The sequence below is a fragment of the Myroides odoratus genome (genome assembly GCF_965118575.1).
GTDB lineage: Bacteria > Bacteroidota > Bacteroidia > Flavobacteriales > Flavobacteriaceae > Flavobacterium > Flavobacterium odoratum_B.
In genome coordinates, this window is the sequence record NZ_CBCPHW010000023.1 from 39,657 (window position 1) to 62,035 (window position 22,379).

The following is a 22,379-nucleotide window of genomic DNA, read 5'->3' on the forward strand; positions in this document are numbered from 1 at the left end:
TAGTTAAAAATCAAAATTAAGGGGTTTCAATTGTGTGAAATTTACTTTTGGGATCATCCGGATCTAAGGAAGGATCAACAAGCGAAATTTTAGTCATGGTTGAGGTGAAAAAATGAGGAAGAAGTAATAAGATTGTTAGTGTTGAGGCAAGAAGTCCCCCAATGACTGCTTGTCCTAATGGGGCAACTTGTTCTCCACCATCACCTAAACCTAAGGACATCGGCAACATCCCTGCAATCATGGCTGCTGCCGTCATCAATACAGGACGCAATCTCGAAGAAGCAGCCAAACGAGCTGCATTCACCGTGCGCAATTGCATTTGTTTGCGATAGTATTCCGCCTGATTAATCAAGAGTACTGCGTTGGAAACCGAAACGCCAATAGACATGATAATCCCCATATAGGATTGTAAATTTAAGGTACTGCCACTGAAGTATAAGAGTAGCAAACTACCAGCAACTACAGCCGGTAATACCGAGAGAATAACCAAAGGTAATCGAAAGGATTGGTAATAAGCAGCGAGCATTAAATAAATGGTAAGAACAGCAACGCCTAACCCAGCTAATAAATTACCTAAGGTTTCATCCAATAGATTCAAAGTTCCTTCCATCCAAACGGTCGTTCCACGAGGAGGCTCACCCACAGTTGCAATCGCCTTTTTTACAGCTTTAGAAGCTGTACCTAAATCTTTTTCGTGAATATTAGCAATAATAGTAACGTAACGGTTTGGTCCCTTTCGATTTACTTGAGCTGCTTCGTATCCGTTTTTTACAGTTGCTACATCTTCTAAAATAGGACGTAAGCTTCCTTTTTTTAAAGGAAGTGCTTTTAATTTTTCCGCACTGTCAATCGTTCCTTCTGGAATTTGGATTTGAACTTGGAAAACTAAACCTGAATTTGGGTCTATCCATAAATTTTTGTCGGTATAGCGTGTAGAAGAAGTAGCTGTAGCTAAACTTCGAGTTACATCACTCATGGTTAAGCCAAATAGACCCAATAAATCCCGATTTACCTCAATTTGGAGTGTTGGATAATTCAAAGGTTCTGCAATTCTAATATCACGTAAATAAGCGATTTTCTTTAATTCTTGTTCTATCTTTTTGGCATGGGCTTCCGCCGTTTTGATTTGCCTTGCGCCAACTTTTACTTCAATTGGAGTCATAGCTCCTTGTCCCATGATTTTTTCAACTAATTCCATCGGTTCAAAGTTGATCCGCACATCGGATCTCGTCTCTTTTACTTTTTCTCGGATTTTTTCTTTTAAATCTGCCATGGACCCCTTGTATATTTTTTGATCAACAGCTACTTGTAATACGGCTTCATGTGAAGCATTGGTAAATAGAAAAATCGGATTAATAGGTGTGGCAGCAGGATGCATTCCCACAAAAGAAGAGGTGATAGAAATCCCGTTTTCTGGTAATAGGGAAGTAATATCTCCAATAATAGCTTTGACTATTTCTTCTGTTTTTTCAATTCGACTCCCCTGAGGTGCTTCAATTCGTATCTGAAAGTCACCACTGTTGGAAGTTGGCATTATATCTGTTCCTATCAATTGAAGTAACAAGGCAATAGATCCCACACCAATGAAAATATACCCTATAAAAAGAAGCCTAGATATCTTGTGCCATTTGCGGACTACTTGAGAATAACGCAAGCGGAATTTTTCAAAGAATTTGCGCTCTCTTTTGGCTTTTTGCTCATAAAGTGCAAGGTGTTTATTTTTCATTAGCCAATTCGCTAAAATAGGAACGAAGGTTTGTGAAGCTAAGAACGAAAAAATCATGGCAAATGCCACAGCTAAGGATAACGGCATAAACATATCCTTAGGGATTCCCGTCATGATAAATGCTGGGGTCAATACCGCTAGAATACAAAGAAGGATTAATAATTTGGGAATTGAAATTTCTAAAAGTGCATCTAAAATGGCTTGGGGTTTAGATTTGCCCATCTCAAAATGTTGATGAATATTTTCGATGGTAACCGTAGCCTCATCGACGAGAATACCAATCGAAAGTGCCAGTCCGCTGAGTGTCATGATATTGATAGTCTGTCCCATAAAATACAAGGCAGCAACCGCAGATAAAATCGCAACAGGAATCGTTAAAATCACGATAAGCGCTCCACGGGTATCTCCCAAAAATAAGAAAATCATCAAACCTGTAAATAAAGCCCCTAAAATTCCTTCGTGAATTAAATTAGTTAAAGAACGTTCGATGTATTTGGACTGATCAAACTCATAACGAATAGAAACATCTTCAGGAAGTGTGTTTTCTAGCATCGGCAAAGAGGCTTTTAAGTTTTTGACTACGTCAATCGTCGAGGCATCTGCTTTTTTAATAATAGGTAAATAAACCGAACGTGTCCCATTAATTAAAGCATAACCTGTCGTCTGGTCTGCAGCGTCAATGACTTGTGCCACATCTTTGATGTAAATGGTACGATTTGGAGTAGTGCGCACAGGAGTTTGAAGAAAAACCTCAGGGTTAGTTGCAATTGAATTGACAGGGGCCATTAGGTTTTGTTCGCCAATGCGAATATTTCCCGCAGGAGAGGGATGACTGTTTTTTGTAATAGCTAACGTGATTTCTTCAGGACTAAGCCCATGGGCTTGCATGGCATGTGGATCGATATTAACAATAATGGAACGCACATTTCCTCCAAATGGAGCAGGTGCAGTAACCCCAGGTATTTGAACAAACATAGGTCTAATTCTCGTTTGAACCATCGTTTGTAATTCGGTAATAGAGCGTTGAGAACTTTCAAATACCAGTTGACCAACAGGAAGAGAACTACCATCAAATCGAACAACCATAGGCGGAACAGCACCCGGAGGTAAAAATCCCATAGCCCGCGATACTTGGGTAGAAACTTCTCCCGCCGCTTGTGCCATATCCGTTCCTGGATAAAAGGAAAGTTTCATCAAAGTTAAACCCTGAACACTTTTAAAATCAATGTTTTCAACGCCGCCAACAAAGAGTAATACTTTTTGAAATTCATTTGCCATAAACCCATCCATATAAGCAGGAGAAAGTCCGCCATAGGGCATCGCAATATAGATGGATGGAAGCTCAATTTCAGGGAAGATATCAACGTTGATTTTCCGAATAGAATTAATCGATAAGAAGCCCAATGCCAATACCACGATTAGAATGGCTAGAGGCTTTCTTAAGGCAAATCGGATAAGATTCATATAGTCTATATTATAAATTAGTAAATAAAAAGTCGAAATGAGTCGTAAAGCTCGCTTCTGTAACGAGTTGTAGCCAATAGTACTGCGTTGCTTCGATATGTATTTTTTCCGCTTGTTCAAGTAATTGTTGAATCTGCAATAATTCACTCAAAGCAATTAAACCGTTTTGATAGCGAGCCATATACATCGCATAAGCTTGTGTGGCTTGTTCCACCGCTTGAAGGGTCTGTTTAAGTTGTTCAGCCTGCGCATTTAGCTGAATATGACTTGCTTCAATATTGGTTTGCAACGCTTGCTGATAAGCTTTATATTTTTGACTCGCATTTTCTGCTTGTTGTTTGAACGCTTGTTTTTTGTATTGATTTGTAAATAAAGAAGAGAAATTCCAAGTTAATCCAACACCTACTAAGTAGTTATCTGCAGTATTCGAAAAACCATCGTTCCATGAATTAGAAACCGTAGGGGCTTGAATCCCTGTTCCGCGAATGGCATAACCCCCAAGTAACTTTATACTGGGTAGAGCCGCGCGGGCTATAGATTTACTGCGGTGTTCAAAAAAAGAAGTTTCCTCTTGGAATTGTTGCAAAGTAGGATGATCAGCCTCTTTTAGTATAGGGGCTTGCTCTTGCTCAAGAAGGGCAGGAGTTAAAAATTTTTCTATGCTCTTTGAATCGATAGTAGGCAGAGGTTCTCCTAGTAATTCAACCATAGCAAGATGAGTAGCTTGTTTAGTTCCTGTCCAAAAAATTTGTTGTCCTGCTGCTTGTAAATAAGAAGAATGAGCAAGTAAACTATCCGCAGCAGGTCTTAACCCCGATAATGCTAAACCACTGGTGATTCGTTTGATTGCTTCTAAGCGACGCACATTTTTACTAATCCAATCATAAGTGGCATTGGCATATAAATTTTTGATGTGTCGCAGAGACAATTCTTTTTTAAGTTGTATTGTATACTCCTCTTTTTGAGCCAGACTTTGATTGTATTGGGCGAGAGCCGCTTTGTTTTCTTGGTTTTGTTTGCCAAAGGCAAATATTTCCCATTCAATAACTGCTGACCCAAATGTATTAAAGGCTTGGTTGCTTCCTTCAAGTGCATGCGGCGTTCCACTGACATTAAAAAAACCAGCTTGTGGAAAAAAGGCACCATTGCTTCCCTCAAAGGTACCATAGGTGTTTTGGGCTTGAATCTTGAGTTGAGGTAACGCTTGACTTTGGATGGCATTTTGTGTGTTTGCCATGGAGGCAACTAATGCGGTTTGCGCTTGTAAGCCAGGGTAATTATGTTCTACTTTTTGCCATAAATTTTGCAAATTAGTGGATGGTTGATCTTGGGCATATACAGTCATGCCTGAACAAATCAACCCCAATAAAGTAGCTGAACGAAAATTCGTTTTCATTTGAAAGAGAATTTAGTGTAACCTATACGGATATAGATACAAAGTTGTAGGATTGTTTTAACGATACATAAAAATTATCCATCTGGGGCCAATGTTACTACTGACTATAGATGAATAAGCGTTAAAAAAATCAAATTCTCAGATTCTGAAATTCAATAAATAAAGGAAGTTTTCCCTGTAATTGAGAGGTATCTCGATATAAAGGGTGAGGATTAGCATCGCCTCGTAAGCGAAATCCAAAAAAGAAGACAAAAAAAGTAGATACTAATAGCGCTACAAAAGGATTGGCAATATCCCATCCTGCTTTGTGTAATACGGTCGTATTATCATCCGAAATAAGGTTTTGATGACAGGTTCTTTCCGTAACCGTTGTTTGTTTTTTACTTTTATTGGTTTTAGTAGTTTGTTCAGTAGCAATGGGAGCATCATGAAGAAGATGACTTAGACTTGTTTGCATGGAACACGTTGAGAAAATAAGCCATACCGCACACAACAAAGTCAACACTTTGTGCATTTTTTGCCAAATGATAGGTAATGCTTTTATTTTCATATAGGAACAAACATAGAATAATTCAAATATAAATGCAAAATATTTGGTGTTTAAATATAAAAAATAAGCAAGTATTCATTTGAGATGAACGGTGATGCACAGAAAAGCAAAAATAGTAGGAAGATTAACTTGGGATAAGAAAATAATAAAGGGGGCCTTTTAGAAGTGCCTTTGTTTTTGGTATGAATTTTGTAACTAACTTAGAAGTTAAAGTTAAATCAAAGGATATGAAAAAATTATTCGTAGTATTTGGATTCGTTTTTAGTCTTTTCTTACTCACAAGTTGTACTAATGACGATGGAGGTTCGAGAGAACCCTATCCGATTGGCGGAATAACGATGGTCAATGGATATGCAGGTTCTCCTGCAGTTTGGTATGTCGTTGATGGACGGTTAGTCCAAGCGCCTTATTATGGATTAGCATTTAAAAAATATGATTTTACTCGATTATTTGTAGGAAATCGCTTGATTGAAGTAAAAGCGAATCAAAAGGAACAACTAGTAGAAAACACAAGATTACAAGTAAAGGACAATCAATCGTATACCTCTTTTGTAGGAGGAAATGCCAAAGATAACGCAATTCATTTTATAACCGAAGATCATGCGATTTCTTTAGGAGAGCAAGGAAATATTGAAAATGCAGGCATTCGCTTTTTTAATTTAACAGGAGAGGATTTAGCAGTGGATGTTAAATTAGATGACCAAATAATTTTTGCCAATCGAAATTCAGAGACCGAACTTTCTGCGAAAGAAAATGAGAAATTTATTGCTCAGTTAGGTAAATCGTATACCCTAACAGTACAAGATAAAAATGGAAAAGAAATTGTGAAAAGAGAACGCGTACTGTTAGAAAAAGGAAGATACTTTTCTTTGATTTTAGTTGGGTCTAGTTCTGTAAATGAGCCTTATTATTTGGGTATTGTAAAGTAGTTTTAATTCTATATCTATAAATCAATTGGAAAAATAGTCATCATGTTTATGATGGCTATTTTTTTTTGAACCTAAGATGTCGTTTGATCGCAATGAAAAGGATATATTTGTTTTTTTTAATTAGCTTATTCTTGTTATGTCTGCAGCTTTTACTAATGAACAAATTCAGTGTACAGAATTGCCAACTTTGGATACCGTACAATTCCAACCGCTACATGCGAAGTATAAAAAAGTTGTTTTAATTCAAAATGCTCTTTTAGGCTTGTTTTTACTTCTACTAGGAGCAAGTGGCTTTTATTTACCCTTAACGGAAGATAAGTCTTTACTTCTAGAGTATAAACTAGCTGTGTTTGTAGGTAGTATCATATTGGCGTTGGGAATCCTGATTCTAAATCTAGCTGGTGTAAATAAAAAAGGATATGCACTAAGAGAACACGATATCATTTATAAATCGGGATTAATTAGTCAAAAGCAAATTGCAATTCCTTTTAATCGCGTACAGCACGTTGAAATTTATGAAGGCGCGGTATTGCGACTTTTTGGGCTGTCTCGAATAGAATTTTTTACAGCAGGAGGAAGTTTTGGCGATTTGAAAATCCCAGGTCTACCTATAGATGAAACCAATAAGATTAAAGCTTTTGTAATTAAACAAGTAGTACCTCCAGCCCAAGAGCAACCAATCAATGCGGCAAACGATAGCTTAAATACAGAGTTGTAATGAATTTCTATATTCCCAATAAACAGGCGCCCATTGGCATTATAGTAAATTTTATTTACGCCTTGCAAAAGCTGATTCGCGCTTTTTTTCCAATTTTAATTTTAGGTGTTCTGAAATTTCGCAAAAGTGAAACAGGAATGCCATTGAATTGGATAATCCTAAGTACAACTATTTTTATTGTTCTTGTTTTTGTAATAGCCTATTTGAATTATCGCAATTTTTATTTTCATATCGAAAAGGAAACGGATTCTTTTGTTGTGCAAAAAGGAATTTTTAATAAAACCAAAACAACAATTCAACTTCGTAAAATTCAGCAAGTAAATATCAATCAATCTTTTATCAATAAAATATTAAATATTTATTCGATTGAAGTAGACTCTGCGGGGAGCAGCGTGAAAGAAGGCGTTATAAAGTCTGTCTCTCATGAAGTTGCACAAGCCTTAAAAGAAACCCTTTTAACGTATAAGGAAGGATTACTAGAAGAAGATAAAGTTACTCTTACTAACGAACAAGCGCATGCGATAGCTAATATCCATCAAGATGTTCGCTCTATTAGTGTATGGACGCTATTAAAGGTAGGCGTAACAACTAATTACCTCTATACTATGGGGATTTTTTTGCTATTTGTCAATTCTATCGTAGCGGAGGGATCAAAGTTTTTTAATGATTCAATAGACGATGAGGCTATTGATACCTTTTTAGAAGAAAGAGTAACCTTATATGTAGGTTTGATTGCAATTGTCTTCTTTTTAGCCGCTATTTTTATTGTAAATATCATTCGAACCGTACTTAAATTTTATAATTATAAAGTGATTGTTCAAAACGAAAGCTTGTTTTTATCATATGGATTATTACATACAAAGAGTACAATCATAAAACCTTCTCGCGTGCAGTTAGTAAAAATTGTTCGCAACTACTTTCAAAAATTATGGGGAATATCGAGTGTTAAAATTCATCAGGTTTTTGGAAAAGAATCCTTGAATCAAAAAACAGCCTTAGAAATTCCAGGCTGTTCAAATGAAGAAACGACGGAGTTTTTTGATATGATTTACAAAAAACCACTCGAATTAGAAGGGGTAGAATTGAAACACAACTATCGTTTTTTTGGTTTTCGTTTTTTCTTTTTAGTGCTGATTCCGGTGAGTTTATTTATGAGATTGACCCATGATATACTAGAAAGTACGTGGATATTTATAAGTGGCGGGGTCTACTTTGTAATAGTTACACTGTTGATTTGGCGTTATTTCAAAATAGGTCGATTAATCGTGACTCCTCATTTTATTGTTGTAAAATCAGGTGTTTGGGATATAACGCATACGGTTTTAGAACCTCATAAGATTCAAAAGATAGTACTGTCTCAATTGGTGTGGCAAAAATCGGCCAATGTAGGGAGTATGTTGCTCTTCACAGCAGGTGGAATTGTGAGTTTTAGTACTTCTAATTACGCGGAACTGAAACAGGTAAGAGATCAATGGTTATACGAAATAGAAAGCCAAAATAAATCTTGGATGTAGAGTGGTAAACTGTCAACAGTTTACCGTCCACTGTAAATCGTTCACCGTTCACTATATCTCAACATACTCTTTTAACGAACAATTCATTAAAATAAAGCCAGGTAATGTTTCCTTTTTTAGTTTCTTTTTCAAAAGAGAAACCAATAAACCACTGAAGTTTTCACCGTGAATAAACAAGCATTTATTTTCGGCTATAGGAATAATTTCAAAATAGTGATAGCCATCAAAAATACCTTTGATTCCTAATTTACCTACCCAAGTGAATTTTTGATGCGGTTTGCAAATCTGAACAACTGGAGAGAATTTCATATTCTGAATTTGAACCTTTAATTTGGTATTTGGTATAGGTATTCCTTCAATTTTTGAAATAAAAGGATTCCAGCGATAGTAATTTTTAAAGTCCAGTAAAGCATTCCAAATGGTTTCCGCATTTGCATTGATTTCTATTTGTGTGACAAGTTTCATCTGTTTTATTTTTTCACAAATATCTAAGCTTTAAAAAGGAGAACTCTTGATGTAAATCAAGAAATTAACCTATCGATTTTTACGTCTCAATCGACTTAAGGTTTCAGGAGTCATTCCTAATAGCGATGCAATATATTGATGCGGCACATGATTGAATAAATATTCAAATTGACTGCAATAAGCAAGGTATCGCTCTTCACTGCTTTGAGATAAAAATTGAAAAATTCGATTTTCCATATAAGCAAAACAATGGCCTATAAACAAGTATTCCTTGCTATGCCAATTGGAAATTTGATTTTGTAAAAGTGCATAATCTTGTTTGGAAATGGCTAGTAAAGAAACGTCAGTTAATGTAGTTAGATTCCATTTAGCCGGTTGATTAAAAAGCCAAGAAGAAAGATCCGTAAGAAAATAAGAAGGAATGCTAATCCATTGTGTGATTTCCTTTCCATCAAAACAGGCATGGACACGGACGAAACCATCCGTAAGAAAAAAAAGGTGATTGGTATATTTACCCACTTCTAACAAAGATGTGTTTTTAGGGTAGGTATGTGGAACAAAGTATTGAGAAGCCTGTTGAGCTTCGGTAGGAGATAAATTGAGAATAGTTTGTAAAGCGTTGTGTAATGGCATAAAAAAAATTGTCCTTTGAATTCAAAAGGACAATTTACAATTATTCAGTAGCTTTTGCTTCTTCTTTTTTTCTTTCTTGAATAAATTCATTTAAGCTTTTGGCGTATTTGTGATTCAATACTTCGGGTGTCAATGAATTATAAACCGTATCCAAGTATTTGATATTGCGATCATACAGTTCAGTAAGTGCAATATATGGAGCAACGTCGGAGTTTTTATTGTTGATGGCAAAGTTAACTGCATTCAAAAATAAACGACCCGTTAATTTTTTATTTACCGTTTGTAAACTATCTAATTTAGCTATATCATTTGCTTTTTGAGCTTCAAATAAAGCCACGTATAAGTCGTTTTGACGATCGGTGATCAGCGTTCTAGATTTTAAATATTCCGTATAGCGATCATTATTCTGAGAACCTTTTATTTTAGCATCTTTATAAAAGTTTTTCAGCGTTGTTTCTATGGTCATCGTTCCAGGTTCAGCAAAGAATGAAAGCTGATTGTCCATTGAATTGCTATGCCCACGATCTAACGAAAGAAACAACATTTCTGGAGATTCTAAATGGTGTTTGAAGGTGAAAGCAGCAGATTTCCCATCTACAACTAACGAGTCAAGAACAACAAATGTGGTATCTTGGACGTGATATAAAAATAGTTTCCCTTGTTTTAATCCTTCAATTTTACCCGTAAGCGTAAAGTTTTCATTTTCTTTGGTGTCTTTGCTACAAGAAGCAAAAAGTGATGCACCTAAAATAAAGGCTGCACCGATATACTTTTTTATCATATCTTATTTAAATAAATCTAAACCAGGAATATTAGGCATACCATCCTTAGCTGCAGCGGCTAATTCAGCTTCGTTAATGGCTGTCGCTTTTTCAATTGCTCTGTTCAATACCATAATAAGGTAATCTTCCAGCTGTTCTTTGTCATTCATTAATTCTTCGGAAATTGATAGAGAACGAATGGTTCTGTTTGCCGTTAAAGTAACCTGCAATAATTCATCCTTACTTTTTTCGTCAATTAGAATCGTATCTAGTCTCTTTTTAGTTTCTTCAATTTTAGCTTGGGTTTCTTGTAATTTACCCATCATTCCCATTAAGTCACCAAACATAATATATACATTAAAATTTTGTGCCACAAAAATAGCATAATCTTTTTATGTTTTGCTTATCAAGTAGTAGAAGACCGTAACTAATTTTATAGTATCTTCAAGTAGAAATTAATTTACATTAACTTATACCGTAGGGATAAGTGGTGTTTTTGAGCTTAGTATACAAATTAATTCAAAAAAAATGAAAGAAGAATTCTTACCTTTAGAAGTACATAAAAATAAAGATACAAAGCGCTTTGAACTGACAGTTGATGGATATACCGCTTTTATAGCGTATAAAGAAGAGGGGCAAACAATTCAATTAATTCATACTGAAAGTCCAGAGGAACTAGCAGGAAGAGGTGTAGCAACTGCCTTAATTGAAAAAACACTTCATTATTTGGAAGAACAGGCTTATAGTGTGATGCCCTATTGTCCGTTGGTATTTGCTTATATAAAAAGGCATCCAGAATGGAAAAGAATAGTTAGTACTAATTTCCCTGCCTACGATAATTTATAAGAGATAAAAGATGAAAGTAATTGGATTTGGTGCAAGTATTTCTTCCACCTCTATAAATAAAAAATTAGCCGCTTTTGCATTGGATTTTTTTCAAGAGGATGAAGTAGAATTAATCGACTTAAATGAGTATGCAGTGCCTGTTTTTTCAGTCGATCGCGAGAAAGAACATTTTCCAGATGAAGCCAAAGCCTTTTTGGAAAAATTAAAAGAGGCAGATGTTCTCGTTTGTTCTATGGCAGAACACAATAGAAATTGGACAGGCGCTTTTAAAAATTTGTTTGATTGGTGTTCGAGAATTGATTTGAAAGTATTACAAGAAAAACCGATGCTGTTAATGTCAACTTCTCCAGGTGGTTATGGCGGACAGAATTCGTTGAATATTGCGAAAACTGTTTTTCCGTCTTTTGGTGGTGTTATTATTGAAACTTTTGCTTTGCCCAAATTCTATGAAAATTTTGATGAGATAAATGGAATTATCGACCGTACTTTATTGGAAGAGTTGAAAACCAAAGTAATGCGTTTTAAAGAACAACTAAAACAGGATTAAGTGGGTTCAGGTAAAGAAAGAGATAGACGGAAAGGTCATCTCTTTTTTTTGTTAGTATGCTGTTAAAGAATCGCCTACAGCCCTAAAGTATGAATATATTTGAGTAAAATACCAGTAGAAATTTAATGAATGACCTTATGCCTGAAGCACTAAATTTATCAACTTTTGACTTTACCAAAGACTATGTTTTAGAAAATGATACCGTACGGTTAGTTCCTCTAAGTGAAAAACACTTAGTTGACCTTTTATATTATGCGCTGAATGAGTCAGATATCTGGTATTTTTCATCAGATAAGCCTACCAACAATGAAAATATGATCAACTATGTTAAGGCTGCTTTAACCCTGCGCAAAGAAAAACAAGGCTATGCTTTTGTTGTCTGGGACAAAAAACAAGGCAAATATGTAGGGTCTACCCGATTTTATAAAGTTGATTTGAGAAATAAGGTAGCTTTAATTGGCTACACCTGGTATAGTAAATCTGCACAAGGTACAGGAGTAAATAAAAATTGTAAATATTTATTGTTTGAATTTTTATTTGAAAAGCTTCATTTTGAACGTGCGGAATTTGAGGCAGATAATGAAAATAAAAGAAGTATTGCAGCTATTCTGAGTCTAGGATGTAAGCAAGAAGGTGTTTTGCGTCAGAATAAAATTAGAACAGATGGTACAAGAAGAGACAGTGCTATTTTTGGTTTACTTAGAGAAGAGTGGCTTAGTTCTGCCAAAGAGCGATTACAAGCAAAATTATAAAAGATAGGATATAGTGGCTTTATAAACTAAAGATGTAAATCTTGGTTGAGCCCATTAAAAACTCTTATTTTTGTATTTTAAATAAAAAAAATGAACAAATCTATTCAAGCACCCCTAGCGAAAAAAGTAGCCAAAGAGCTAAAGGCGCACAATCATATACGCATTGATAATTATTTTTGGTTGAATGACCGAGAAGATAAAGAGGTAATTTCTTATTTAGAAGCTGAAAAGGCTTATTATCAAGAATCAACAGTACACACAAAAGAACTGCAAGAAGCGTTGTTTACAGAAATGAAAAATAGAATTAAAGAAGAGGATGCTTCTGTTCCTTATTTCTTTAATGGATACTATTATATCACCCGTTTTGAACAAGGAAAAGATTATCCGATTCATTCCCGTAAAAAAGGAAGTTTAGAAGCAACGGAAGAAATTCTTTTTGACTGTAATGAAATGGCGGCACCTTATGCTTATTTTCATTTGAGAGGAATTACGGTTTCTGAAGATAACCAATGGGTTGCCTACGGAGTAGATACCGTTTCTAGAAGAGAATATACCATTTACGTAAAAAACCTTGGTACTGGAGAAATTTTGGATTTCGCTATTAGCAATACAACGGGAAGTTCAACTTGGGCGAGCGATAATAAAACGTTGTTCTATTCGCGTAAAGATGCCGTGACATTGCGTTCAGATAAAATTTATAAACGCGAGATTCATACTTCTTTGAAAGAGGATGTGTTAGTTTATCACGAAAAAGATGATACGTTTGATACTTTTATCTATAAAGAAAAATCAAGAAAATATCTCGTTATTGGCAGTGAAAGTACACTGACGAGTGAGTATCGTATTTTGGAAGCAAATAATCCCGATGGTGACTTTAGAATTTTTCAAAAAAGAGAACGAGGAGTAGAATATGGAATCTCCCATTATGGCGATTGTTTCTATATTCTTACCAACAAAGATGAAGCAGACAATTTTAAGTTGATGCGCTGCCCTGATTTGCAAACAACAACGGATACTTGGACTGAACTTATCCCACATCGGGAGGATGTATTGCTAGAAGGTGTAGATATTTTTAAAGATTACTTGGTGATTTCTGAACGATCCAATGGATTGCCTCATATTAAAATTCAACCTTGGAATGAAAGTGAAGAAAGCTATTATTTGCCTTTTGAGAGTGAAACGTATAATGCGCAAGCGCAGATTAATGCTGATTTCGAAACAGAAAATTTTCGCTTTGTATATCAATCGTTGAATACACCTTCATCTGTAATTGATTTTAATATGCGTACCAAAGAAAAGGAGGTACTGAAAGAACAAGCGGTTTTAGGTGATTTTGATAAAAATAACTATGTAGAAGAAAGAATATGGGCAACGGCCAGTGATGGAGTAAGAGTTCCAATCTCTATGGTTTACAAAAAAGGAGTAGAACGCAAGGGCGAAAATCCATTTTTATTGTATGCTTATGGCTCTTATGGAATAACCATGGAACCTTATTTTTCTACTACGCGTTTGAGTTTACTCGATCGTGGATTTATTTATGCCATTGCACATATTCGCGGTGGAGAAGATATGGGACGCGATTGGTATGAAGAAGGAAAATTGTTGGTGAAGAAAAATACGTTTTCCGATTTTATTTCTTGTTCAGAATATGTGATTGAACAAGGTTATACTTCCAAAGAGCATCTATTTGCAGAAGGGGGGTCCGCTGGAGGAATGTTAATGGGGGTAATTGCAAATGAACGCCCCGATTTGTATCAGGGAGTAATTGCTCAAGTTCCTTTTGTGGATGTGGTAACAACGATGTTAGATGATAGTATTCCATTGACAACAGGTGAATACGATGAATGGGGAAATCCAAATGAGAAAGAATATTACGATTATATGTTATCCTATTCTCCTTATGACAATGTAAAGGCACAAGCGTATCCAAATATGTATATTTCAACTGGATTACACGATTCGCAAGTACAGTATTGGGAACCAGCTAAATGGGTGGCTAAATTGAGAGATATGAAAACAAACGACAAGCAGTTGTACTTTGATATTAATATGGACACCGGACATGGTGGTGCTTCAGGTCGATTTGAATCTTTGAAAGAAGTAGCTAAAGAGTTTGCTTTTATGTTTGATTTAGAGGGAATTAGAAAATAAAATAAATACATGTATTTCACATCATTGTTAGGTGAAATACATTTTAAATAGATTGAAAATGAAAGAAAAAATCCAAGCTGTTGATAGTGTAATTTCGTTGGTGGGTGAAACTCCATTAGTGAAATTGAATAAAATTACCGCTACACTTAAGGGGCATTTTTATGGAAAAGTAGAAGCTTTTAATGCAGGTCACTCTGCTAAAGATAGAATCGCTTTGCATGTGATTGAAACCGCAGAAAAACAAGGAATTTTGAAACCAGGTGGAACCATTGTAGAAACTACTTCAGGGAATACCGGTTTTAGTATTGCGATGATTAGTGCGATTAAAGGGTATAAATGTATTCTTTCTGTAAGTGATAAATCCTCCCCAGACAAGATTGATATGTTGCGTGCAATGGGAGCAAAAGTATATGTATGTCCCGCTAATGTAGCAGCAGATGATCCAAAATCGTACTATGAAGTAGCTAAAAGAATCCACCAAGAAACACCAGGATCAATCTATATCAATCAATATTTTAATGAATTAAATACAGAAGCGCATTATTTGTCAACTGGACCAGAAATTTGGGAACAAACCAAAGGACAAATCACGCATTTTGTATGTTGTTCAGGTACAGGAGGTACAATTTCAGGTACAGCGCGTTATTTGAAAGAGAAAAATCCAAATATCCAGATCTTGGGTGTTGATGCTTATGGTTCCGTTTTGAAAAAATACCACGAAACAGGTGAATTAGATCCTGCTGAAATCGCGCCATATAAAATTGAAGGGCTAGGTAAAAACCTAATTCCTTCTGCTACTGATTTTTCTGTCATTGATCAATTTGTTAAAGTAACAGATAAGGATGCAGCTTTAGTAGCAAGAGAATTAGCTCGTACAGAGGGATTGTTTTTAGGGTATACTTCAGGTGCTGTTTTACAAGCTACCCGTTTGTATGCACAACAAGGAATGTTTGATGAAAATAGTGTTGTTGTAATGCTTTTTCCTGATCATGGATCTCGTTATATGAGTAAAATTTATAGTGATGAATGGATGCATCAACAAGGTTTTCTCGATGAAAGTGAACCTGAAAATGAAATTAATTATATCAAATAAATTAGATATTAAAAAGGCTGTTTTGAATCAAAACAGCCTTTTTTTCTTTCAAATTAAGGGGTTATCAGAAAGAAGTTGTTGTCCTATATAAGCTGGATTTTTTTATGTAAAGCGCAAAATAAATAATCGCTTGCGTATTGTTTCTGCTAGAGTAAAAATACTGCTAGATAAAGGTAATGAAAAAAAAGTTATTTTTTAAATTTACGTGTTTATTTTTGTTAAAAATATATTTTTAATATATTTTTTTATTTTTAAATAGTACTATTGGGTGTTTTAACTGTTAATTGGTTGAAATGTTGTTTTTTTAATTAATTTGGTCAGAAAAGAAAAGTCAAAACTTTGTTTTACGTAGAATTTGAGATGGAAAAAAGTCAAATAGCGTAACCGCATCTTAAGATGAATTCAAATTATGTTTAACTCGTTTCTTCCTGTGAATGAGGTGTTGTTTCTATTTCGATATGCAGAAAAGCTCCACTGTTGTTTAGTAATCGAATACTATCTGCGCGGAGATTGCGCAAGATAACTTTTTTATTGACTTCTTGGTATTTAGCAATTATTTTTTTGAGTACCTCTAAGGCAGACATATCTGCAATATGAGATTCCTTAAAGTCAATAATAATGATATTAGGGTCGTCTTGAGGGGCGAATTTTTCAGCAAAAGAGATTGAACTACCAAAAAATAGAGGGCCGTAAATCTCATAAACTTTATGACCTTTTTCATCATATGATTTTCTCGCTCGAATACGCTTCGCATTGTCCCAAGCAAAAATTAAAGCAGATACAATAACACCAACTAATACAGCTAAGGCTAAGTTGTGAGAAAAAATAATAAGAGCAGTAACTAGAAATAGTGTAAAAATATCTGATTTGGGCATTTTAGTAATTAGTCGAAAAGAAACCCATTCAAAGGTAGAAATAGCAACTACCATCATTACTCCAACGAGTGCAGCCATAGGAATTTGCTCAATCACAGGGCCACCAATAAGAATGATAAATAAAATAGTCAAAGCGCCAATCACAGCTGCAATTCTAGTTCTTGCACCCGCGCCTAGGTTTACAAGAGTTTGAGCAATCATGGCACAACCTCCCATACCTCCAAAGAAACCATTGATAATATTTGCACTTCCTTGAGCCATCGCTTCTTTGTTACTATTGCCTTTGGTATTGGTTATTTCATCCACAATATTTAGAGTTAGTAAAGACTCAATCAAACCAACACCCGCCATGACGAGTGAAAAAGGCAAAATAAGTTGTAAAGTTTCCCACGTAAAAGGAATAGTTGGAATATGGAAAGAAGGGAAGGCCCCACTAACTTCGGCAATGTCAATGACTTTCTTCGTGTCAATTTGAAAGAAGAAAACAAGAAGCGTAAGGACTATAATAGCGATTAATGAAGAGGGAATTTTTTTAGTGAGTTTAGGTAAGAACCATACAATACCTATGGTTAAAGCGGTAAGGCCAAGCATTAGGTATAGTTCCGAACCCTGTAACCACGTGGTTGAATCTGGGGTTGTTGTTTTAAATTGGGCAACTTGAGCCATAAAGATAATGACAGCCAAACCATTTAAAAAACCATACATTACAGGCTGTGGAATTAAGCGAATAAATCGACCTAATTTACATGCACCAACGATAAACTGGATAATACCCGCTAAGACAACAGCGGCGAATAAATATTCAACCCCATGCAAAGAGGCTAAAGCTATTAAAACAACTACGGTTGCTCCAGCACCTCCAGAAACCATGCCGGGACGGCCGCCAAAAAGGGCAGTAATGATCCCCATTAAAAAGGCGGCATATAAGCCTGTTAAGGGAGATAATCCAGCGAGAATGGCAAAAGACAACGATTCAGGAATCATGGTCATAGCAACTGTTAGTCCCGCGAGAACCTCATTTTTAAGATTGATTTTTTTTAATTCTGTTAACGACAAGAAGGGATGAGGCATTTTCATTTTATTATACCGCAAAAATATAGTTTTAATCCAAGTAAATCACAATAGAATAGAACAGATTGTTTTAAAAGCTCAAGAGGGAAATAGAAATAATTTAGAAGAAAATAGAAATAGTAGATACTATTTTAGGTATTTGTGTAACAAAAGAGTAAGGTTGGATACTTATATAGTAAATCAAAAAATAGAAGTATGAAATTAGTTATTGAGAACTTGAGTAAGACCTATAAAAATGGGGTGAAAGCATTGGATGATTTATCCATAGAAATTGGACCAGGTATGTTTGGACTTTTAGGACCGAATGGCGCAGGAAAGTCTACTTTAATGCGAACAATAGCTACTTTACAGAAGCCTGATGCAGGAAGCATTCGATTTGGAGATTTAAATGTGATTGAACAACAAAATGAATTCCGTAAATTATTAGGGTATTTACCTCAAGATTTCGGTGTTTATCCTAATATGTCTGCGTTGGATTTATTAGAGTATTTTGCGCGCTTGAAGGGGATTTCGAATGCAAGTGAGCGACGTGAAATAGTGAATCGCGTTTTGGAAGTAACGAATCTATACGATGTAAGACGTAAGAGTGTTAGCGGCTATTCTGGAGGAATGAAACAGCGTTTTGGTATTGCACAGTTGTTGTTGAATGATCCTAAATTAATTATAGTAGATGAACCTACAGCTGGATTAGATCCTGCTGAACGCCATAGATTTTTAAATGTTTTACGCGAAATTGGAACGAATAATATTGTTATTTTTTCTACTCATATTGTGGATGACGTAAATGAATTGTGTCATGAAATGGCTATTTTAAATGGAGGACATCTATTAGAAAGGAGTACTCCAAAAGAAGCCGAACAAAAATTAGAGGGTGCTATTTGGTTAAAAGAAATCAATAGAGAAGAAGCAGAACAGTACAAGCAGTTAAATGTTTTATCGGGTAAATACAATCAAGAGAACAGACTGAAAATTCGTGTTTATTCAAAGGAATCTTTAGTAGATGAAGGTTTTGAATCGGTAAAACCGACTTTAGAAGATGTTTATTTTGTAGCCTTAAAAAACGATTAAGTTATGTTTGGAACAGTTTTTTCTTTTGAGCTTAAACGTTGGTTTAAGAGCTGGGTGTTTTATTTGTACTTAATTCTGTTTTTTGGAATCAGTTTTATGACGATGTTAGCTGCAATTGGCGTTTTTGATGGCGTTACAAATACAACAGCTTCTTTGTTGCAAATGAATTCAGCCTATATGTTGAATGGTATGATAAGTTCATACAATACCTTGTTGTATTTTTTATTTCCTTCTATTATTGGAATGGCTATCTATAGAGATTATAAATACAATGTACATCATATTTTATATTCTTATCCTTTTTCGAAAGGACAATATTTATTAGGAAAATTTTCGAGCTCATTTTTAATTACCTTATGCATCAGTATGATGATGGGGCTAGGTGCTTTTTTAGCCACTCTGCTTCCATGGGGTAATCAAGCCTTACTAGGACCGAATGATTTGTGGAATTATGTGCAAATTTACGTGATAAATCTAATCCCAAATATGTTGTTTATGGGAGCAATTATATTCACAGTCGTTACGCTTTCACGTAGTATCTATGCTGGATTTATTACCATTATTATCTTAATGGTTTTAAAGGGATTGATCGGCAGTATTGCTGCGGATGTTGAATATAGAGAATTAGGCGCTTTATTAGATCCTTCAGGTGATTTAGCTATCAAATATTATACTCGTTATTGGAGTATTGATGAACTGAATTCAAATGATTTACCGTTAGAAAAATTCTATCTTTTTAATCGTTCGTTATGGTTGGGGATTTCGTTACTTACCCTTTTAATTTTAGGAAAGGTTTTTAAATTTTCACAACAACCAGCCACCTTTTCATTCAAGCGAAAAATAAAAGGGGAACGCTTAGTTAAAAATAATTTTGGTGGAATTTTTAAAATTGAACTACCTAAGGTGCATTATAATTTTTCCAATACAACCAATTGGTCTAATATTTTTGCGTTTGCAAAACTAGATTTTAAATTTTTAGCACGCAACCGTGTATTTTGGATATTAATTGGCGTTGGATTGTTATTCATGATTTTAGTAGCACGTTTCGCCATGACTATGTACGGAACACCAACATATCCTCTAACAAGACAAATGTTGACGATTCCAGGTTCAACCTTCCAATTTTTTATCTTGATGGTAACCTTTTTGGGAGCAGGATTATTAGTACACCGAGGTGAACTTGCGCGCATGAATTTATTGGTAGATTCAACAGCAGTACCTAATTGGGTGTTGTTTATATCCAAATTTTTTGCTTTGATTGGACTACAATTGATGTTGTTAGTGGTAATCATGATTACAAGCATGGGGATTCAAGCCTTTAATGGGTATTATCAATTTGAAATAGACTTATATTTACAAAGCTTATTGGGGTACGATTGGATTGAATTTATTATTTGGGCTTTGATGAGTCTTGCCGTTCAAACGTTCTTTAAAAATTATATTGTAGGTTTCTTTGTTTTACTCGTACTTCAAATAGGATGGCCTACGCTAAGTCACATAGGAATTGAACAAGAATTATTTTTCTTTAATTCTATTCCAACCCCAACTTATTCAGATATGAATGGCTTTGGTTCAACCGCTGATTTTGGAAAGTTTATAGTTTATGTTTTATATTGGGTATTCTTTGTAGCAGGTCTAAGTGGATTAACTTTGCTTTTCTGGAGAAGAGGAACCTTTAACGGAATAAAAGAGCGATTCTATTATGTAAAAAAACGTGCAAAAACGATGGTACTTGTACCGACTCTTTTGTTTTTTGTATCCTTTCTTTGTTTGGGTTCTTATCTTTACTATGAAAATACGGTATTGAACGATTTTCGTTCTTCTAAAGAAAGTGAACTCCTACAAGTAGCATATGAAAAGACGTATAGAAAATACCAAGGTATGGCTCAACCGAGAATTGTAGATGTAAAGGTGGATGTAGATCTGTTTCCAGAGAAAAACAATTTTCAAGTAAGAGGAACGTACCTTTTGACAAACAAAACCAATCAAGCCTTGGATACGCTTTTAGTCGCTTTTTACCAAGATTTTAAAAATGATATTATAGTTGAAGGAGCTACTTTATTGTCCACGGATTCTATACAAGGATTTAGTTTTTATCGTTTTAATCAACCGATGCAAGCAGGGGAGACTCGATCTATGGAATTTGTACTTGAAAACAAAGCGAATTCATTTATTCGTTCAAATTCTCCAGTCTTAAATAATGGTACCTTTTTAAACAATAGTTTGTTTCCTTCTTTAGGATATTCAGATCGTGGTGAAATTATGGATGATGAAATCCGTAAAAAATATGGTTTAGAGCCGAAAGAGAGAATGGCAGAGCAGACAGATAAACGCGCTTTGCAAAATACATATATTAGCAATGATGCAGATTGGATTCACTTTGAAACAACCGTAAGTACATCAGCCGATCAGATTGCGATTGCTCCGGGCTATTTACAAAAGGAATGGACAGAGGGGACCCGTCGTTATTTCCATTATAAAATGGATCAAAAAATGTTGAACTTTTATGCGTTTAATTCAGCACGCTATGAGGTAAAACGCGATAAATGGAAAGATATTAATTTAGAAATTTATTATCACAAAGGGCATGAATACAATATTGATCGCATGATGTCTGCAGTGAAAAAATCATTAGAATATTATTCTACGGCTTTTAGTCCTTATCAACACAAACAAGTACGTATCATCGAATTCCCTTTAACTATGGGAAGTTTTGCGCAGTCTTTTGCCAATACGATTCCATTTTCTGAAACAATTGGATTCGTTGCGAATGTAGATGATACAGATGAGGATGCGGTAGATTATCCTTTTTCAGTTACAGCTCATGAAGTAGCACATCAATGGTGGGCACATCAAGTAATTGGAGCAAATGTTCAAGGTGCTACGATGCTTTCCGAAAGTTTATCCGAATATAGTTCTTTAAAAGTATTGGAAAAAGAATATGGAAAAGGTCAGATGCAGCGTTTCTTAAAAGATGCCTTAGATGGCTATTTAGGAGGGCGATCAAATGAAAGTAAGAAAGAGAAACCGTTGATGTATAACGAAAATCAACAATATATCCATTACAATAAGGGTTCTTTGGTATTCTATACGATGAGTGATTACTTAGGAGATTCGGTATTGAATGGCGTATTGAAGGATTATGTAAAAAAAGTAGCTTTCCAAGAAGCACCTTATACAATTTCAGCAGAATTAGTGGAAGATATTAAACTAGCTACTCCGGATTCACTCCAATATATGGTGAAAGATATGTTTGAAACCATTACGCTATATGATAATTACGTTGATAAAGTTGAAATGAAACAATTGAAAAACGGCAAGTATGAAGTGAAAATAAAAGCCTATGTAAGTAAATATAGAGCAGGTGATAAAGGAGAAAAAATTTATGCAGATAAAGGTTCTAGTCCTCTTGTTTTTACAGGAGAGAAGAATAAGAAAATAGAATCTCTTCCTTTGGCAGACTACATTGAAATAGGTGTATTTGCAAAAGATCAGAAAGAGGCAAAAAGTAGAGAGAAAGCGCTTTATCTACAGAAAGTAAAAATTACGGCAATTGAAAATGAGTTTACAATTATTGTAGATGAAAAACCAACCGAGGTTGGAATCGATCCGTATTACAAGTTGATTGATACGCGTTCCTATGACAATAGAAAGGCAATATAACACAAACGGGAACCCACATGGGTTCCCGTTTGTGTTATCAATCACTGTAATTCTATTATTTTTGATAGAAGTTAACGCCAATAAAAAAGGGAAAGCACACGTGCTTTCCCTTTTTTATTGGTCTTAGAAATAAGATTAACCTCTTCTTTCTTTGATT

Annotated in this window: 18 protein-coding genes; 10 read left to right on the forward strand and 8 right to left on the reverse strand. The window is 35.0% G+C overall.

The window, feature by feature from the left end; translation table 11 throughout:
- Positions 1 to 16 precede the first annotated feature (16 nt).
- From ACMHJ2_RS15850 to ACMHJ2_RS15860, 3 genes are all read right to left on the reverse strand, one after another.
- The gene (locus ACMHJ2_RS15850; protein ID WP_413513840.1) at positions 17 to 3,190 is read right to left on the reverse strand and encodes an efflux RND transporter permease subunit; all 3,174 of its coding nucleotides are present in this window, start codon (positions 3,188 to 3,190) and stop codon (positions 17 to 19) included.
- A gap of 10 nt (positions 3,191 to 3,200) precedes the next feature.
- The gene (locus ACMHJ2_RS15855; RefSeq protein ID WP_413513841.1) at positions 3,201 to 4,586 is read right to left on the reverse strand and encodes a TolC family protein; all 1,386 of its coding nucleotides are present in this window, start codon (positions 4,584 to 4,586) and stop codon (positions 3,201 to 3,203) included.
- A 130-nt stretch (positions 4,587 to 4,716) separates the two neighbouring features.
- Positions 4,717 to 5,136: a hypothetical protein gene (locus tag ACMHJ2_RS15860; RefSeq protein ID WP_413513842.1), complete on the reverse strand. Its 420-nt coding sequence runs from the start codon at positions 5,134 to 5,136 to the stop codon at positions 4,717 to 4,719.
- Between the two features lie 227 nt (positions 5,137 to 5,363).
- Here ACMHJ2_RS15860 and ACMHJ2_RS15865 point away from each other — a divergent pair, with 227 nt between their 5' ends.
- The 3 genes from ACMHJ2_RS15865 to ACMHJ2_RS15875 all read left to right on the forward strand — a co-directional run bounded on the left by ACMHJ2_RS15865 (position 5,364) and on the right by ACMHJ2_RS15875 (position 8,297).
- Positions 5,364 to 6,065: a DUF4397 domain-containing protein gene (locus ACMHJ2_RS15865; RefSeq protein ID WP_413513843.1), complete on the forward strand. Its 702-nt coding sequence runs from the start codon at positions 5,364 to 5,366 to the stop codon at positions 6,063 to 6,065.
- A 136-nt stretch (positions 6,066 to 6,201) separates the two neighbouring features.
- Complete coding sequence (locus ACMHJ2_RS15870; RefSeq protein ID WP_413513844.1) at positions 6,202 to 6,783, forward strand: PH domain-containing protein; 582 nt, start codon at positions 6,202 to 6,204, stop codon at positions 6,781 to 6,783.
- On the forward strand, positions 6,783 to 8,297 hold the full coding sequence (locus ACMHJ2_RS15875) for a PH domain-containing protein (protein ID WP_413513845.1): 1,515 nt from the start codon (positions 6,783 to 6,785) through the stop codon (positions 8,295 to 8,297). The genes ACMHJ2_RS15870 and ACMHJ2_RS15875 overlap by 1 nt, the downstream gene beginning before the upstream one ends.
- 51 nt (positions 8,298 to 8,348) lie before the next feature.
- Here ACMHJ2_RS15875 and ACMHJ2_RS15880 read toward each other — a convergent pair whose 3' ends face one another.
- The 4 genes from ACMHJ2_RS15880 to ACMHJ2_RS15895 form a co-directional block, all read right to left on the reverse strand.
- A complete protein-coding gene (locus ACMHJ2_RS15880) occupies positions 8,349 to 8,762 on the reverse strand; it encodes an SRPBCC family protein (RefSeq protein WP_413513846.1) in 414 nt (137 codons plus the stop codon).
- A 69-nt stretch (positions 8,763 to 8,831) separates the two neighbouring features.
- On the reverse strand, positions 8,832 to 9,395 hold the full coding sequence (locus ACMHJ2_RS15885) for a Crp/Fnr family transcriptional regulator (RefSeq protein WP_413513847.1): 564 nt from the start codon (positions 9,393 to 9,395) through the stop codon (positions 8,832 to 8,834).
- Positions 9,396 to 9,435: 40 nt separating this feature from the next.
- Positions 9,436 to 10,176 carry a DUF4369 domain-containing protein gene (locus tag ACMHJ2_RS15890; protein WP_413513848.1) on the reverse strand — a complete coding sequence of 247 codons (741 nt, stop codon included), beginning with the start codon at positions 10,174 to 10,176 and terminating at the stop codon, positions 9,436 to 9,438.
- A 3-nt stretch (positions 10,177 to 10,179) separates the two neighbouring features.
- Positions 10,180 to 10,503 carry a YbaB/EbfC family nucleoid-associated protein gene (locus ACMHJ2_RS15895; RefSeq protein WP_413513849.1) on the reverse strand — a complete coding sequence of 108 codons (324 nt, stop codon included), beginning with the start codon at positions 10,501 to 10,503 and terminating at the stop codon, positions 10,180 to 10,182.
- Between the two features lie 181 nt (positions 10,504 to 10,684).
- On the opposite strand from ACMHJ2_RS15895, the gene ACMHJ2_RS15900 reads away from it, so the two are divergent.
- The 5 genes from ACMHJ2_RS15900 to ACMHJ2_RS15920 all read left to right on the forward strand — a co-directional run bounded on the left by ACMHJ2_RS15900 (position 10,685) and on the right by ACMHJ2_RS15920 (position 15,545).
- Positions 10,685 to 11,002 (forward strand): GNAT family N-acetyltransferase, encoded by a 318-nt coding sequence (locus ACMHJ2_RS15900; protein ID WP_413513850.1) that lies wholly within the window; start codon positions 10,685 to 10,687, stop codon positions 11,000 to 11,002.
- A gap of 10 nt (positions 11,003 to 11,012) precedes the next feature.
- Complete coding sequence (locus ACMHJ2_RS15905) at positions 11,013 to 11,549, forward strand: NADPH-dependent FMN reductase (RefSeq protein ID WP_413513851.1); 537 nt, start codon at positions 11,013 to 11,015, stop codon at positions 11,547 to 11,549.
- A gap of 137 nt (positions 11,550 to 11,686) precedes the next feature.
- Positions 11,687 to 12,301, forward strand: a complete 615-nt coding sequence (locus tag ACMHJ2_RS15910) for a GNAT family N-acetyltransferase (protein ID WP_413513852.1) — start codon at positions 11,687 to 11,689, stop codon at positions 12,299 to 12,301.
- Between the two features lie 90 nt (positions 12,302 to 12,391).
- Positions 12,392 to 14,452, forward strand: coding sequence for a S9 family peptidase (locus tag ACMHJ2_RS15915; RefSeq protein ID WP_413513853.1), 2,061 nt, complete (start codon positions 12,392 to 12,394; stop codon positions 14,450 to 14,452).
- Positions 14,453 to 14,510: 58 nt separating this feature from the next.
- Positions 14,511 to 15,545, forward strand: coding sequence for a PLP-dependent cysteine synthase family protein (locus tag ACMHJ2_RS15920; protein ID WP_413513854.1), 1,035 nt, complete (start codon positions 14,511 to 14,513; stop codon positions 15,543 to 15,545).
- 413 nt (positions 15,546 to 15,958) lie between these two features.
- On the opposite strand, the gene ACMHJ2_RS15925 is transcribed toward ACMHJ2_RS15920, so the two are convergent.
- Entirely contained in the window at positions 15,959 to 17,497 is a 1,539-nt protein-coding gene (locus ACMHJ2_RS15925; RefSeq protein ID WP_413513857.1) for a SulP family inorganic anion transporter, read from the reverse strand.
- Positions 17,498 to 17,686: 189 nt separating this feature from the next.
- Between ACMHJ2_RS15925 and ACMHJ2_RS15930 the strand changes: the two genes are divergently transcribed.
- Positions 17,687 to 18,559, forward strand: a complete 873-nt coding sequence (locus ACMHJ2_RS15930) for an ABC transporter ATP-binding protein (protein ID WP_413513855.1) — start codon at positions 17,687 to 17,689, stop codon at positions 18,557 to 18,559.
- Positions 18,560 to 18,562: 3 nt separating this feature from the next.
- Positions 18,563 to 22,222 (forward strand): M1 family aminopeptidase, encoded by a 3,660-nt coding sequence (locus ACMHJ2_RS15935; RefSeq protein WP_413513856.1) that lies wholly within the window; start codon positions 18,563 to 18,565, stop codon positions 22,220 to 22,222.
- Positions 22,223 to 22,379 lie beyond the last annotated feature (157 nt).